We start from the raw sequence: 14,622 nt of genomic DNA, 5'->3' as shown, positions 1-14,622 counted from the left end.
TGTCCCGATGAGTTCAGGGTGTTTACGTGATTTTGAAGGTTTGCATCTATCCTTAGAGATGTTGCAATGATAAATAAATCTAGTTTTGGACGGAAATTTAAAGCTTTATCTACTTCTTTATCGATTAGTTTGTCTGTCAATACGCCAATCTTAGTTTCTTTACACTGAATACCGATGCACTTATCCCACATGTCTACGGCATATACATCGACACCATTTTGACTTTGCCCTTGCCTCCCGTACTCTTGTACTGAATGCTCTATAAACTTTACTTTTGCAATATCTCCGATAAGAGTCTGAAAGTCTTGCCAGTTTGATGGCGGAGGCATGTAAACTTGAAATTGATTCATATTTTTATCTTATTTTTCCAACAAACCTAAGAGAAACATAACGCCGCCATAATTTGCCGATTGAAGCGCAGCGTAAGGGGTCAAATTGATGCCCTTGTTAGCCCATTCATGATGAAGCTGGGTAGTACGCAGAACATGATGAACACTCAACCCCCTGTTGATCTTGTGCCAAGTCAAGAATGGCATTGCCACAATTAGGGCATATTTGCCCAGACATTTGGCACGGCGAACCTGAAACAAACTCCACTCCGAACAATACCTGAGTAATTTCCCGCTCTAAATCAGAACTGTCTCCGTCATCGGCTTTGGACAATGAATCAAGATATGGCCTCCTATCTTCAATAACAATTTTTCTCGTAATGCCGAGAAGCTCGAATGCTTGCTGGGCCAATATGAATCTGGCCAATCGCCCGTTACCATCAATGAAGGGATGTATATGCAAAAAGCCGTGATGGAATTTTGCGATTTCATTAATAATTTCCTGCTTCTTTGCAGTCAGCAAACGCTCATACTCCTCGTTCCATGAATCGCATAATACCTCTAGTTGTTTGAGCACTTGATCTGGATGGGGCGGAACATAGATGGCATCTTCTTTAGAAGCCGAGCCTTTACTAATCCATATATCCTTGTCTCTAAGCACACCACCGGGAAGAAAACCTCCCCTTGCGGTATCTAGCATAATAGCTCTGTGCCAAGTGCAAATAGTTTCCACCGAAAGAGCGCGCGTTGATTGAAGCTTTAAAGGGGCAGGTATTTTAGCTTTATCGCTCCTCCCAACTAATTCTCCTATTGCTGCCGTTGTTCTTTGAGCGAACTCGGAAAGCTGCCCAAGGTCACCCTGCATTGCAGTTAAAGGCATAGATAAGGAATCAATTTTTTTCGACAATTCTCTGATAACTAATAGACTATTCTCATGAAGCTTGTCACTGAGTGCTGTATCCCAACGCGAAAAAAAGCTAATTTGCTCCTCTGTTGTCATGGGGGTTCCGAGATATTGTAGACGTACTCCATATCCGGCTGGGCTGTTCAATATGCCTAATATTCTTTCGATGTGATAGAGAATACATAAATGACTCTGCTTCTCTGCCAATGCTTCAAGTTGACTTCGCTCACCAGGGGTAAGCTTTTGATTTGTTAGAAATACGATGCCATTCGCACTATTCTTATTTACACCAGCTAAGTCACCTTCGAATTTAGATTTGATATCCTTAAATTCTTTATTTGTAGTAGGAAAGTACGCGGCCGCAATATATTGCCAGGTATTCTTCTGGCAAAGTAAATCTTTCCCGCCATCTGGACCACCTAAAGGACATTGAGGATCTACTGAAGAGAACCCTTCCAAATGTAAAATGGCGCCAGCCATGCGTTCGGCAGCAACGTTCCCATCACGCCAATTGCTTAATTTGAATTCAATATCAGACATTTGGATTCACCGGGCTAACAGCGTGTTAATGAGGCCGTTGGCCTCATAATAATTATGAGCAGGCGGGCTTTTAATTCGAAGTTAAGAAAATATGAGCTATATAACTTTTTGAATACATTAACGTTTTCATTGAAGCTTGAGATGGTAAATTTAAAAAAAGGCGCATGGCCTGATAATTTGTAATTAATCATCGGCCCAGTATGATTTGTCGGTATCAAGGATGAGGCTGCTTCCATGACCCAATCTCCATTTCTTAAATCCATTACAAATTTTATGAGTCCTCGTAACATGGACTCGTATATTTAGTGGATTGAATATTTCATAGTTTTCAATGACAAGCAACATCCTTCTCAATTAGGGCATGTTGAGATTGAACGTTTCTGATATATCTTGCTGTGAATCGCCAAGTTGCACTATCTACACAAGCAATAGCGATTTTGGAGTTCAACTCTAATCCAGATTGATTTCAAAAATCTGCTGATTATCGACTTCGGGAAAATAATCAGGTCTGATGCATCAGCACGATAAGCATTTTATCCTGCCATTGCGGGTACAAACGCTGCCAGATGCATTCTGCCATCTCTATATCAATGCCATTAAATGGTTCATCCAACAAGATCAGTTTCGACTCTTTTAATAAAAGTCGTGCCAGACAAACACGGCGGGCCTGACCACCTGATAGTTGACTGCCGGTATCCCCCAGCCAGCTGTGTAATCCTTTTGGCAGCTGTTTGGCCCAATCATCCAGCTCGACCAAGGTCAGTGCCTGCCAAAGCTGTTGTTCTTCGACTTCATCCAGCCCCAGCGTCAGATTGTCATATAAAGTCGCGGCGATGATGCTGTTTTGCTGATTCAAATAGCCAATCTGCTTATGCCAGGCTTGTGTTTGCTCTGTACGCATTGGAATGCCGTTTATCAGCAACTGATAAGGCGTTATAAATGAGTCCGGTATTTCCAGTCCCGCCAGTATGTTGGCGACTGTGGATTTTCCACTTCCGGATCTACCGGTCACTAGCAGACATTGTCCGACGTTTAATTCAAATGCCATAGCAGTGTCGATAGTGCTGATCACTTTTGGATGATCAGCCAGCATCATCGACAGGCGTTCAAGCTGTTCCAGCTCCATTTTCTCTGTAGTCTTATGTTCGGCTAATGGTTGCAAACGTTCTGCTGCGTAGCGGGTTCTGCCCCACTGCCCTAACTGGCCTGGCAGGTTTTGCAGTAATTCGCCCAAACCAAACACAGCCAATACCAACATAACCGCAACCGGTCCACTGAAAATGGCATTCTGATAGGCCCACATTGCTGCCAGCGCCACGCCTATCACCAACAGCCCATGGCAGATACTGACCATTAACTGTGCATTGGCAATCTGTTGGTTCAGCTTTAATTGTGCCCTGCCAATCTCACCAAGCGACTGCACCAGTCGCGTTTGATGTGCTTCATTTAAATGCGCGGCCTGTAACTCCAGCTGCCCTTGTAAATGTTCAATCGTCAACAATCGCGCCTCGTTAATTTGTTCTGCATAAAAGCGACAGATTTGGGTTGTTTTATGGGTTAACAGGCTGAAGTAGAAAATACCTGATATCAGTGTGACACCACCGAATATCATCCCAAGTGTGATGGAGAAAAAACTCATAAATAAGGCCAGCAATAACACGCTGCCTACGGCTGTCATTGGAGGTAATAACAGCCGCAATACAAGGCTATCGAGATTATCGAGATCGGCGGTTAAACGGCTCAGCCATTCGCTATCCTGGGTGTTTCTGAGTTGTTGAACCGGTAAATCCAGTAATCCGGAAAATAGCGTGCCTCTGAATCCAGCAATAACTCGCAACACTAAATCGTGATTATGCAGACGTTCAAAATAGCGCCCTACCGTTCTGCTTAAGGCAAAAAACCGGATGCCACCACCTGGACGATAAATATCCAGCATTATCACGCTACCCGCCGTAATTGCCAGACCGGTTATCGCTGTTGCTGTGATCAACCAGCCAGACAAGGCCAACAGTCCCATCGCTGAAACAACCGTTAATAACGCCAGTAGTAAACCAATTAATAAGCGTTTCTTCTGATGTTCCAGGACTTTCCCGAGCCAGAATCTAATCGGTGAAACTGTATTTGGTCGGGGATTCAACATGATGAGTCAGCCCCTTTAAACTTAAAATGAAGCTGCTGATCGGCAAGCGCTAATACCTCAGGATCATGGCTGGATATCACTAAAATACACTGTGATTTTAACTCTGCTAGTACCGCCAAAACATACTGCCGACTCTCGGCATCTAGACTGGCCGTTGGTTCATCCAGCAATACTAAAGGTGCAGGCGAAAGTATGACTCTCGCCAACGCCAGTCGCTGTAACTGACCGCCGGAAAGTCCTTCACCATGCTCATTAAGTTTACTGTCTAAACCATTGTCTCTATTTGAAATTAATGGTTCCAAACCTAACTGAATCAATGCCTTTTGCATTGCTTGTTCAGTGGCTTGTGGTGCCAGCACCGATAGGTTATCAGACCAGCTACCGTTAATGATCCAGGGCTTTTGAGGCAAATAACGAATCGCTGTTTTAGTGATTGGCTGGTTATTCAATAGCAGCTCACCGGACACTGGTGGCAGATAACCTGCCAAGGTATGCAACAGGGTGGTTTTGCCACTACCGGAAGGGCCGCTAATCACTAGGCACAGACCTGTTGTTAACTCAAAATTTAAAGGCCCCTGTAATTTTTCATTGGCGTTATAACCGATTGAAAGATCAGTTGTGACCAACTTTGATAACGCCGAATTAGATTGTTGTTCTGATATGTCACCTGCGGGAAGGTTTTTAGTTGTGTCCGACTGATCCAGATAGGTGGCAATTTGCGTCGCGGCAGCCAAAGCAGCGGCCCGATCATGATAGAACTGGGAAAGATTTCGCAGTGGCTGAAAAAACTCTGGTGCCAGCAGCAAAATAAACAAACCACTGAATAACGTGATATCAGCCGACGGACCCCAGCTAATCGCGCCAAATAAGGCAAAGCCGATATATATAGCGATAGCGGCAATGGCCACACTGGTAAAAAACTCTAAAACGGCTGAGGATAAAAAAGCCAGTTTCAGTGTTTTCATCACCATTTGTCGGTAATCCTCACTGCGTAAATTCACTTCAGTTAATGCGGCAGATTCAGCAGCAAACAGTTTTAACGTGGTGAGATGTTTGACCCGATCCAGAAAATGTCCAGCCAGACGCTGGCGTTGGTTGAAAAACCGCTGATTGATGCTTTCAGCACCCATCCCTACTAAAACCATAAACAGTGGGATCAATGGCGCTGCCAACAATAAAAATAATGCGGCCAGCCAGTTGTAATAAAACACGACAAAAGCAATGATTAGTGGCGTAAGTACTGCCAATAATTGCTGTGGCCAGAATCTGGCGAAATAGCCATCCATCGCCTCGACATCTTCGATTAACTGGCTGGCAGCTGAGCCGGGAGAACGTTGGCTATGTTGCAACGCACTGATTTGACGCCACTTGAAAAGGATCTGATTTCGTAACGCCTCACGTGCATGCAAACTTGCCAGCTGAGCGTAATGTTCCTGAGCCCTGACCAGCACTGATCTTAAAATAAGTGCCAGTACCATCAGGCCAATAATTAGGGATTGTTCAACCAGCGACTGCTGTTGAATGAGTACTGCATAGGTTAATCGTGCCAGTGCATACCACTGCACAATCATCGCAATCGATGCCAGAACGCCCAGCAACACCGCCAGATACAATCGGCTGTGTTGCTGCTGCGTCAGATTTTTGAGTAATAAACGTCCGGCATTGATCAGGGATTTATCATGCATTCGCTAATGATAACCGCCTTTTACCTTGCCGCGGAAAATCCAGTATGACCAGGCGATATAACCCAGTACAAAAGGAATAACAAACAGGAAACCCAACAACAGGAACAGTTGTGATTCATAGGCCGAAGCGGCATCCCAAAGTGTGTAATCCGGTGGTACCAGATAAGGCCATTTACTTGCCAGCAATCCCAGATAGGTGAATAAAAACAAGCCCATGGTGGCAACAAACGGCAAGCCTTCCTGCTGTTTTTTTACTGAGCTATAAATGAGATAGGCACTATAAAGTGCTAAAAGTGGCAAAAACCAAATGATTGAGAAACCATGGAACCACCGCTCCATCACGCCTGCGTCAACAAATGGCGTATAGATACTGATGATGGCAAACACTAATAACACCAACACTAGCAGACGAAGCGTCACCCGATACGCCCATTGCTGAAGTTCACCCTCGGTTTTCATAATTAACCACGTACTGCCCAATAACGCATAACCCGCCACCAGACCCAAACCGGTAATAATGGTGAAAGGCGTTAACCAGTCAAACGCACCGCCGACATAGACAAAGTTGTCAGTTGCAAACCCCTGAACATAAGCACCAACCACCGCGCCCTGAGCAAATGTAGCAACGAATGAGCCACCGGCAAACGCCCAGTCCCAAATGTACTTAGTGGTATTTGCCTTAAAACGAAATTCAAATGCCACACCGCGAAAAATCAAACCGGCCAGCATCAGAAACACGCCTATATATAAGGCAGGCAGAAACACCGAATACACCAACGGGAATGCACCTAACAACCCCGCTCCGCCCATTACCAGCCAGGTTTCATTACCATCCCATACCGGTGCTACCGAGTTCATCATAATGTCGCGTGAGTGATCATCCGGGGCGAAGGGATACAGAATGCCCTGCCCCAGATCAAAGCCATCCATCAACACATACATCATCACCGAAAAGCCAATAATGCCGGCCCAGATAATCACTAAATCAAATGGCTGTTCCATCATAGACCTCCGTCTAAATTGGCATTGGCTGCGGATATCGGCCGTTGGGCTTTTTCAACATCAGAATCAGTTTGTTCAGCATTGGCTGTTTCCAATCCACCGCGGAACACACTCATCAGATAAAACACCCCGGCACTGAATACCATGGCATAAACAAGGACGTATCCGATCAAAGTAAACAACGCCATACCACCGGTAAGTGATGGGGTTAAACCCTGTGCATGAGTCATTTGTTCGTAGATTAACCAGGGTGCCCTGCCGGTTTCTGTGACAATCCAACCTGATAACACGGCGATAAACGGTGACAGACTCATCACTCTTAACCCGTTAAGGAAAGGTTTACTTTCAAGGTAGCGATCGCCTCTGCGGAGCCAGAGCCCTGCCAGGCCAAACAACACCATCAGCATGCCCATTGCCACCATCACCCTGAAGGCCCAGAAAACAATAAATACCGGCGGCTGCATTTCGGGAGCGACTTCATTTAAACCCGGCACTTCACCATCCCAATCATGAGTCAGGATAAAGCTCGCCAGTTTGGGGATTTTGATTTCAAAAAGATTTTGTTGATTCTCTTGATCCGGCAAGGCAAATAACAGCAACGGCACACCAGTCCCTGTCTCCCAGTTACCTTCCATCGCGGCAACTTTCATTGGCTGATGTTTGAGCGTATTCAGGCCATGAAAATCACCAACCACTACTTGAGCTGGTGCCAAAATCAATATCAGCCACAACGAAATAGACAATGCTTTTTTATTGGCTGCCAATTCACGTTTTTGCATGATGAACCAGGCTGACACCCCTGCGACAACAAAGGATGCGGTCAAAAATGACGCCAGTGCCATATGCAGAAAGCGATATCCGAATGAAGGGTTGAAGATGGCATCTGTCCAGGAAGCGACGTAATACAGGCCGTCACGCAGCACCAAACCATCAGGTGTTTGCATTAATGAGTTGGCTGATAAAATCCAGAAAGAGGAAATAAAGGTACCTAACGCCACCATCATTGCCGCGAACAGATGTACACCTTGCGGGACTTTATCGCGACCAAATAACAACACGCCAAGAAAAGCTGCTTCCAGGAAAAAGGCGGTGATAACTTCATAGCTGAGCACCGGCCCCAGAAAATTGGCGGTTGCATAGGAAAAATTACTCCAGTTGGTACCAAACTGGAATGACATAACAATGCCCGACACCACGCCCATGCCAAACACTACGGCAAATACCTGAATCCAGAACTTCGAAAGTCGCTGCCAAAGTGGATTTCCTGTCTTTAATGATAAAGCTTCCAATACAGCTATGAAGCTCGCCAGACCAATGGTAAATACAGGAAAGATGGCATGAAAACACACCACGAACGCAAACTGAATTCGTGACAGTAAGAGCGGATCGAGTTCCATGGTGACTCCAATTTAATAATGCTGCAGACAGAATCTGATAACACGCACAGCTTAAGCTACGTTTACATTCAGTTTTATGACTAAAAATATCATAAGAAGTGCTACGCAAAATTGACTGGGATCAACTTTTTTTCAGTTACACCAATAAACTGCACTTAAACATAGGTTAAGCAAGCCGAGTGATGAATTGTTTATCCTGACAGTTGTCATGGTTATATAAGACATTGTTATGAACAAGGTCTTTTGTTATCGATTTAGGAATGATACCCGCTGATTACAGCGTTAAACCTGAATCAATTTTGTCTCTCAGGAGGAAGCAATATGGAAGTAGAAATTCAAGATGAAAAACATACTGGTCGTGTAGCTGCCGTCTATAACAACGAAGCAGCGGCTAAAGCGGCCAAACAAAAACTCATCGACAATGGTATTGCCCCCGGCATCATTAATATTGTTCGACCTGATGACAGCAATATCAGTAAAAAAATTGAACCCGATAGCCATGGCATTGCCAAAACCATCGTTAAATCACATGGTTGGTTAGGTTTGATTGGGATGATTGTCGGTATTTTGATAGCGACGATTTTAGTGTCCAGTGGTCCTGAAATGACTCAGTCCAGCCCCCTGTTTACTTATATTGTATTTATCTTTTTTGGTTTAATTTTCGGCATGATGCTGGCGGGTTTGATTTCAATCCGTCCTGATCATGATCCGTTGATAACCAAAACCATTGAAACCAGTCAGGAACATCGTTGGACAGTCGTTGTGCAAACAGACGATCAAGATGATATCGATTTGGTTAAAGAATTATTGGAAAATTCTGCCGTCTCAACGAGCGAAACGCTCTAACTTTTGGTATTTTCATCTCCCAACGAGTCGGTACTTTCCGGCTCGTTGAGGAGAATGACTACAAGTTGTTCTCATATACCCACCACAATAAAAAAATAATTTATTTCTTCACCAAATTGGATCACTTTCGGTGATCGCGCATGGCGTCTCAGTTACCGCCCGATCACCCTAAAGTTATCCACATCTAATGCACAATTTATGTGCAACTTATCCCCTTGCTAAGACTTCAAAAACACATTATCTTGTGGTTCAATCACGTTGCGACCACAATTTGTTGTGGTTTGCCGTTTATTAAGTCTTACCACACAATGCAGGGAAAATCACTATGGCGAGCGAAGCAGAAAACTACATCCAACCCTCTTCCGAAACCGGTTACAAAGTTATCCGTCGTAACGGCAAGGTCACCGAATTTAATAGCAGCAAAATTGCTGTTGCCTTAACTAAAGCCTTCCTGGCAGTTGAAGGTCAGGCTGCTAAAGATAGCCGACGTATTCATGAAACCGTTGCCGAACTCACCAGCCAAGTCAGTGAAAATCTGCTGCGTCGTTTAGACGATGGTGGCACCGTGCATATCGAAGATATTCAGGATCAGGTTGAACTCGCTTTGATGCGTGCCGGTGAATATAAAGTTGCCCGCTCGTATGTGGTTTACCGTGAACAACAATCACAAAAACGTGCTGAAGAAGAACGCAAGCACCCACAACCTGCCAACGAATCAACATTGCACGTTACGTTAGCTGATGGCACTCGCCAGCCATTAGATATCGAACGTCTGCGCAACCTGATTGATGAAGCCTGCGAAGGCCTTGCTCAAGTGGATAATGCAGCCATCCTGCGTGATACCCAACGTAATATTTTTGATGGTGTGTCTGAAAAAGACGTCGAAAAAGCGCTGATCATGTCAGCCCGTACTTTTATCGAAAAAGATCCTGCCTACAGCACCTTGGCTGCTCGCCTGCTGATGGACAGCATTCGTCGTGAAGCATTGAGTTTTGTCTACAAAACACCTCGCCAAGCATCACAAGGTGAAATGGCAGATCAATATAAAGACTATTTCAAAACCTACGTTCGCACTGCCATTGAAAACGAACTGATTGATTCAGAACTGGGTTTATATGATCTGGAACGTCTGGGTAACGCTTTGAAACCAGAAAATGATTTCAGCTTTACTTACCTTGGCCTGCAAACTCTTTATGACCGTTACTTCATTCACTATGACGGCACCCGTTTTGAATTGCCACAAGCCTTTTATATGCGTGTCGCAATGGGTCTGGCTATCAATGAAATCGATCGTGAAGCCCGCGCTATTGAGTTCTACAACCTGCTGTCGTCTTTCGACTTTATGAGCTCTACGCCGACATTGTTTAATGCCGGTACTTTGCGTCCACAATTATCATCTTGCTATCTGACAACCGTGCCTGATGATCTGAGCGGTATTTACAGCGCGATGCGTGATAACGCTCTGCTGTCTAAATATGCTGGCGGTCTGGGTAATGACTGGACTCGCGTCCGTGGTTTGGGTGCCCATATCAAAGGCACCAACGGTAAATCTCAAGGTGTTGTGCCATTCCTGAAAGTGGCTAATGACACGGCTGTTGCGGTTAACCAAGGTGGTAAACGTAAAGGTGCTGTTTGTGCGTACCTTGAAACCTGGCATATCGACGTTGAAGAATTCCTGGATCTGCGTAAAAACACCGGTGATGATCGTCGTCGTACCCACGATATGAACACCGCCAACTGGATTCCTGACTTGTTCATGAAACGTGTTGCCGAAGAAGGTCAATGGACTTTGTTCTCACCAGAAGAAGTGCCAGATCTGCATGATCTGACCGGTCTGGGTTTTGAAAAAGCCTATGCTGAATACGAAGAAAAAGCGGCACGCGGTGAAATCCGTAACTTCAAAACCATGCCTGCCACCGACCTGTGGCGCAAAATGCTCGGCATGTTGTTTGAAACTGGCCACCCTTGGATTACCTTCAAAGATCCTTGTAACCTGCGTAGCCCGCAACAACACATTGGCGTAGTTCACAGCTCAAACCTGTGTACTGAAATCACCCTGAACACATCTGATCAAGAGATCGCGGTCTGTAACCTCGGTTCGGTCAACATGGTTCAGCACATTGATGCCAACGGTAAACTGGATAAAGAAAAACTCAACCGCACTATCAAAACAGCGATGCGTATGCTGGATAACGTTATTGAGTACAACTATTACAGTGTGCCGCAAGCACGTCATTCCAACCTACTGCACCGCCCTGTCGGTCTGGGCATCATGGGCTTCCAGGATGCATTGTATAAATTGCGTATTCCTTACAGCACCGAAGAAGCCGTGAAATTCGCTGATGAATCAATGGAAGCAGTCAGCTACTACGCGATTGATGCGTCTTCTGATTTGGCTGCAGAACGTGGCAAATACAAATCTTACGAAGGCAGCTTGTGGAGCAAAGGCATTCTGCCGATTGATTCCATCAAGATCCTTAAAGAAGCACGTGGCGAGTACCTGCAACAAGACGAAAGCAAAACCATGGACTGGGATGCACTGCGTGACAAAGTCAAACGTCAAGGCATGCGCAACTCAAACACTATGGCGATTGCACCGACAGCCACGATTTCAAACATCTGTGGTGTCAGCCAGTCGATTGAACCGACTTACCAAAACCTGTTCGTTAAATCGAACCTGTCTGGCGAGTTCACTGTTATCAACCCATACATGGTTGAAGACTTGAAACAACGCGGTTTGTGGGATGACGTCATGATCAATGACCTCAAATACTATGATGGTAGCTTGCAAGCCATTGACCGTGTGCCAGCGGAATTGAAAGCCCTGTACACCACCGCATTTGAAATGGATGCACGCTGGTTGATCGAAGCCGCATCACGTCGTCAAAAATGGCTGGATCAAGCACAAAGCTTGAACCTGTACATGGCGGAACCATCCGGTAAAAAAATGGACAATCTGTACAAACTGGCGTGGGTACGTGGCCTCAAAACCACTTATTACCTGCGTTCAATGGGCGCAACCGGTGCCGAGAAAACCAGCACCGCGCCAACTACAGCAACAACTGCTAAACCGTCTGCACCACCTGTGTTAAAGCCGGTTGCCAAACAAGAAGATGACTTTATTTCAGGCGAAGGTATCGATGCACCGAAAGCCTGTTCAATCTTGGAACCAGACTGCGAGGCTTGCCAATAATGTTTAACTGGGACGATCCACTTGCCGAGAAACCGGCAACCGATGTTGTCGACAACGCACTGTTGCCGCCGTCACAACAAGCCGCCAATGAACTCGACACACCTGAGCCAACCAAAGCCAGTGTCAGTGAATTGCCGCCGTTGAATGCCAAAGCGGTTAATGCAGACGACAAACGTGTGGTCAATGGACAAGCTGATATCAATCAGCTTGCTCCTTTCAAATATCCGTGGGCGTGGAATTACTTCTTAAACGCTAACAAAAACCACTGGACGCCACTCGATATCAACATGGCACAGGACGTTCACGACTATCGTCATAAACTGACGTTGGAAGAACGTCATGTCTATGAAAACGTGCTGTCCTACCTGACCACCTCCGATATTCTCGCCATGCGTAATATCGGTCTGGCCGTTATGGAAAAAATGACTGCACCGGAATTGCAGATTTATCAAGCTCGTCAGGTTTATGAAGAAGCATTACATACCTGGACCTACCAGCACTGCATCGAAACCATTGGTCTGGATCAAAGTGAAATCTACAACCGCTACCGCGTAGTGCCGGAGATTTACCAAAAGATCAAACTAGCCAATGACCGTCTCGATACCGTTATGCGTAGCGATATCGATCTACGTGATAAAGACGAACTGGAAAACTTCGTGATGTCCTATGCGTTCTTCGCCGGCATTTTCGAAGGCAGCTGGTTCTATAACGGCTTCTCACCGATCTTTGCTCTGCAACGTCGTGGCCTGATGAAAGGTACCGGCGAACAGCTGCAATACATCATGCGTGACGAAGTTATGCACGCCTCGTTTGGTATTCGTGTTTGCAAACAAATCATCAAAGAAGAAAACGTCAAACTGGATCCCAAGAAAATCCAGGAAATGTTCGAAGAAGCTGATGCCGCTGAAGCAACCTACGGTGGCTACATTCTGCGTGACCCAATCCTGGGTTACTCAAAAGAAGCTCACCACGGCCAATTCCGCTACACCGCCAACCGCCGTGCCAAACAACTCGGCTTCGAAGAACCCTTCCCAGGCGCCGAAGCCACCCTGCCCTGGCTTGATGAACAAGCCAATATGCGGAAGGAGAAAAACTTCTTCGAAACCAAGGTCACCGAGTATCAAACCGGTGGCGGTTTGAAATGGGATTGATTGATTTAAAAGCCGACTTTATGTCGGCTTTTTTGTACCTTTTACCCTTACTGTGAACTTGCAGAGGTCATACTGATGACATCAGAGCAATATGAATTAAACCTAACTCCCGTGAAACATACGGCACCTGAAGGTATAGAAATGGGGGTCATGGCTGATGGGTCACCTTATTTAGGTGCCAGGGGGCTAGCGTTACTATGTGGTGTCGCTCCGAGCAACATTATTACATTAGTTAAAGAGTGGGAAACATTAAGGGATAAACCTCGAGGAAGAGCGATAGAGAGAATAATAAAAGCACAGGACGGTGACGTATCAAAGCTATATATCCCTATTCAGGTCGATGGAGTGAATTATCACGCCATTAATGATATCAACTGTATGGCCATACTGGAGTATTATGCCTTCGACTCACAAAGCCCTAGTGTCAAAGCTAGAGATAATTATCGATTATTAGCCAAACAGACTCTGAAGAAATTTATCTACGAGCAAACAGGTTATAGACCCTCTGATGATCTACCAAGATACTGGAAGGTATTCCACGAGAGAGTCTCGCTGAATGATATCCCATCCGGCTATTTCAGTGTATTCAGGGAGATTGCAAACCTACTTGTGACAGCTATACAAAAAGGTGTACCTCTCGATGAAAAGACCGTACCTGATATTAGTGTAGGGCTAGTCTGGGCAAAACACTGGAAAGACAACGGGTTGGAAGAAGGTTATGGCCAACGAATAAGGCATATCCATAAATTTCCTGATGATTTTCCTCAAATTGATCCCAAAGCATGGATATATCCAGTCGAAGCTTTAGGAGAGTTTCGCAAATGGCTTGACGATGTATATATCTCAGAAAAGTTTCAGACATACCTCAATGGGAAAGCTAAGAGTGGCCAATTAGGTAGCGTTAACATTGAGGCTCTTGTTAATGCCGTCCAGCCACATAGGTTGGACTCATCTAATCAATCTTGATTTTGCTAAACAATCTACTGAAAGGAGGATGGAGCATGGGCGATATAAAAAAAGGTGATGAAGTTCAGCTAAAAAGTGGCGGTCCGATCATGACGGTACAAGGTATTGGTGACTACTCGCCTTCAGGACCAGATGACGGAGCTTTGTGCATTTGGTTTGATAAGAGTACTCCAATGGAAAAAATATTTTCTTTAGCTACGTTAAGAAAATATTCCGATTAACGACGAAAGACCTTGGTTAGCAAAAATGGCAAAACGTAGCAGAAAGCTAGGTTCAGTCAAAGCTGAACTTTTAACCAAATCTAGAGAATCAATGCTGGCAGCAGTCCAGATTTTTAACAATCCAAACATACTTTTTAAGTCAGAAAGCTTTGTGGTTTTATCGATAATTTCATGGACCTATCTTCTACATGCTTATTATCGTTCCAGAAACATAGAGTACCGCTACTTTCATGTTCAGGGCGCTAGGA

The 14,622-nt window shown here is 45.1% G+C and carries 12 protein-coding genes; 6 read left to right on the top strand and 6 right to left on the bottom strand.

Annotated elements, in window-relative coordinates; translation table 11 throughout:
• The 6 genes from A9E74_RS12350 to A9E74_RS12320 all read right to left on the bottom strand — a co-directional run.
• Positions 1-350, bottom strand: a 350-nt coding sequence (locus A9E74_RS12350; protein ID WP_218104318.1) for a hypothetical protein, incomplete at its 3' end; no start/stop codon positions are given.
• A gap of 106 nt (positions 351-456) precedes the next feature.
• Positions 457-1,773 carry a Fic family protein gene (locus A9E74_RS12345; RefSeq protein ID WP_069296920.1) on the bottom strand — a complete coding sequence of 439 codons (1,317 nt, stop codon included), beginning with the start codon at positions 1,771-1,773 and terminating at the stop codon, positions 457-459.
• Positions 1,774-2,275: 502 nt separating this feature from the next.
• On the bottom strand, positions 2,276-3,913 hold the full coding sequence (locus A9E74_RS12335) for an amino acid ABC transporter ATP-binding/permease protein (RefSeq protein WP_084003085.1): 1,638 nt from the start codon (positions 3,911-3,913) through the stop codon (positions 2,276-2,278).
• Positions 3,907-5,598, bottom strand: coding sequence for a thiol reductant ABC exporter subunit CydD (gene cydD, locus A9E74_RS12330; RefSeq protein ID WP_069296918.1), 1,692 nt, complete (start codon positions 5,596-5,598; stop codon positions 3,907-3,909). Before cydD ends, A9E74_RS12335 begins: the two co-directional genes overlap by 7 nt.
• A 3-nt stretch (positions 5,599-5,601) precedes the next feature.
• On the bottom strand, positions 5,602-6,603 hold the full coding sequence (gene cydB, locus A9E74_RS12325) for a cytochrome d ubiquinol oxidase subunit II (protein WP_069296917.1): 1,002 nt from the start codon (positions 6,601-6,603) through the stop codon (positions 5,602-5,604).
• Positions 6,600-7,997 (bottom strand): cytochrome ubiquinol oxidase subunit I, encoded by a 1,398-nt coding sequence (locus tag A9E74_RS12320; protein WP_069296916.1) that lies wholly within the window; start codon positions 7,995-7,997, stop codon positions 6,600-6,602. The genes cydB and A9E74_RS12320 overlap by 4 nt, the downstream gene beginning before the upstream one ends.
• 321 nt (positions 7,998-8,318) lie before the next feature.
• Between A9E74_RS12320 and A9E74_RS12315 the strand changes: the two genes are divergently transcribed.
• The 6 genes from A9E74_RS12315 to A9E74_RS14260 all read left to right on the top strand — a co-directional run.
• Positions 8,319-8,843, top strand: coding sequence for a hypothetical protein (locus A9E74_RS12315; protein WP_069296915.1), 525 nt, complete (start codon positions 8,319-8,321; stop codon positions 8,841-8,843).
• A 325-nt stretch (positions 8,844-9,168) separates the two neighbouring features.
• Positions 9,169-12,036: a ribonucleoside-diphosphate reductase subunit alpha gene (locus A9E74_RS12310; RefSeq protein WP_069296914.1), complete on the top strand. Its 2,868-nt coding sequence runs from the start codon at positions 9,169-9,171 to the stop codon at positions 12,034-12,036.
• On the top strand, positions 12,036-13,187 hold the full coding sequence (locus A9E74_RS12305; RefSeq protein WP_069296913.1) for a ribonucleotide-diphosphate reductase subunit beta: 1,152 nt from the start codon (positions 12,036-12,038) through the stop codon (positions 13,185-13,187). The genes A9E74_RS12310 and A9E74_RS12305 overlap by 1 nt, the downstream gene beginning before the upstream one ends.
• A 75-nt stretch (positions 13,188-13,262) precedes the next feature.
• On the top strand, positions 13,263-14,153 hold the full coding sequence (locus A9E74_RS12300; protein ID WP_069296912.1) for a BstA C-terminal domain-containing protein: 891 nt from the start codon (positions 13,263-13,265) through the stop codon (positions 14,151-14,153).
• A 35-nt stretch (positions 14,154-14,188) separates the two neighbouring features.
• A complete protein-coding gene (locus tag A9E74_RS12295) occupies positions 14,189-14,374 on the top strand; it encodes a YodC family protein (RefSeq protein WP_069296911.1) in 186 nt (61 codons plus the stop codon).
• Between the two features lie 25 nt (positions 14,375-14,399).
• On the top strand, positions 14,400-14,622 hold a 223-nt coding region (locus tag A9E74_RS14260; RefSeq protein ID WP_141696814.1), incomplete at its 3' end, for a DUF3644 domain-containing protein.

This window comes from Methylophaga muralis (genome assembly GCF_001720165.1).
Lineage (GTDB): Bacteria > Pseudomonadota > Gammaproteobacteria > Nitrosococcales > Methylophagaceae > Methylophaga > Methylophaga muralis.
Note: the sequence above shows the minus strand (reverse complement) of the source record. Positions and strands in the feature narration are given on the sequence as shown.

Excerpts from the sequence above, each read along its gene's own strand:
- A9E74_RS12335 (WP_084003085.1), bottom strand. The coding sequence starts at position 3,913 with ATGTTGAATCCCCGACCAAATACAGTTTCACCGATTAGATTCTGGCTC.
- A9E74_RS12315 (WP_069296915.1), top strand. The coding sequence starts at position 8,319 with ATGGAAGTAGAAATTCAAGATGAAAAACATACTGGTCGTGTAGCTGCC.
- A9E74_RS12300 (WP_069296912.1), top strand. The coding sequence starts at position 13,263 with ATGACATCAGAGCAATATGAATTAAACCTAACTCCCGTGAAACATACG.
- cydB (WP_069296917.1), bottom strand. The coding sequence starts at position 6,603 with ATGATGGAACAGCCATTTGATTTAGTGATTATCTGGGCCGGCATTATT.
- A9E74_RS12310 (WP_069296914.1), top strand. The coding sequence starts at position 9,169 with ATGGCGAGCGAAGCAGAAAACTACATCCAACCCTCTTCCGAAACCGGT.
- cydD (WP_069296918.1), bottom strand. The coding sequence starts at position 5,598 with ATGCATGATAAATCCCTGATCAATGCCGGACGTTTATTACTCAAAAAT.
- A9E74_RS12320 (WP_069296916.1), bottom strand. The coding sequence starts at position 7,997 with ATGGAACTCGATCCGCTCTTACTGTCACGAATTCAGTTTGCGTTCGTG.
- A9E74_RS12295 (WP_069296911.1), top strand. The coding sequence starts at position 14,189 with ATGGGCGATATAAAAAAAGGTGATGAAGTTCAGCTAAAAAGTGGCGGT.
- A9E74_RS12345 (WP_069296920.1), bottom strand. The coding sequence starts at position 1,773 with ATGTCTGATATTGAATTCAAATTAAGCAATTGGCGTGATGGGAACGTT.
- A9E74_RS12305 (WP_069296913.1), top strand. The coding sequence starts at position 12,036 with ATGTTTAACTGGGACGATCCACTTGCCGAGAAACCGGCAACCGATGTT.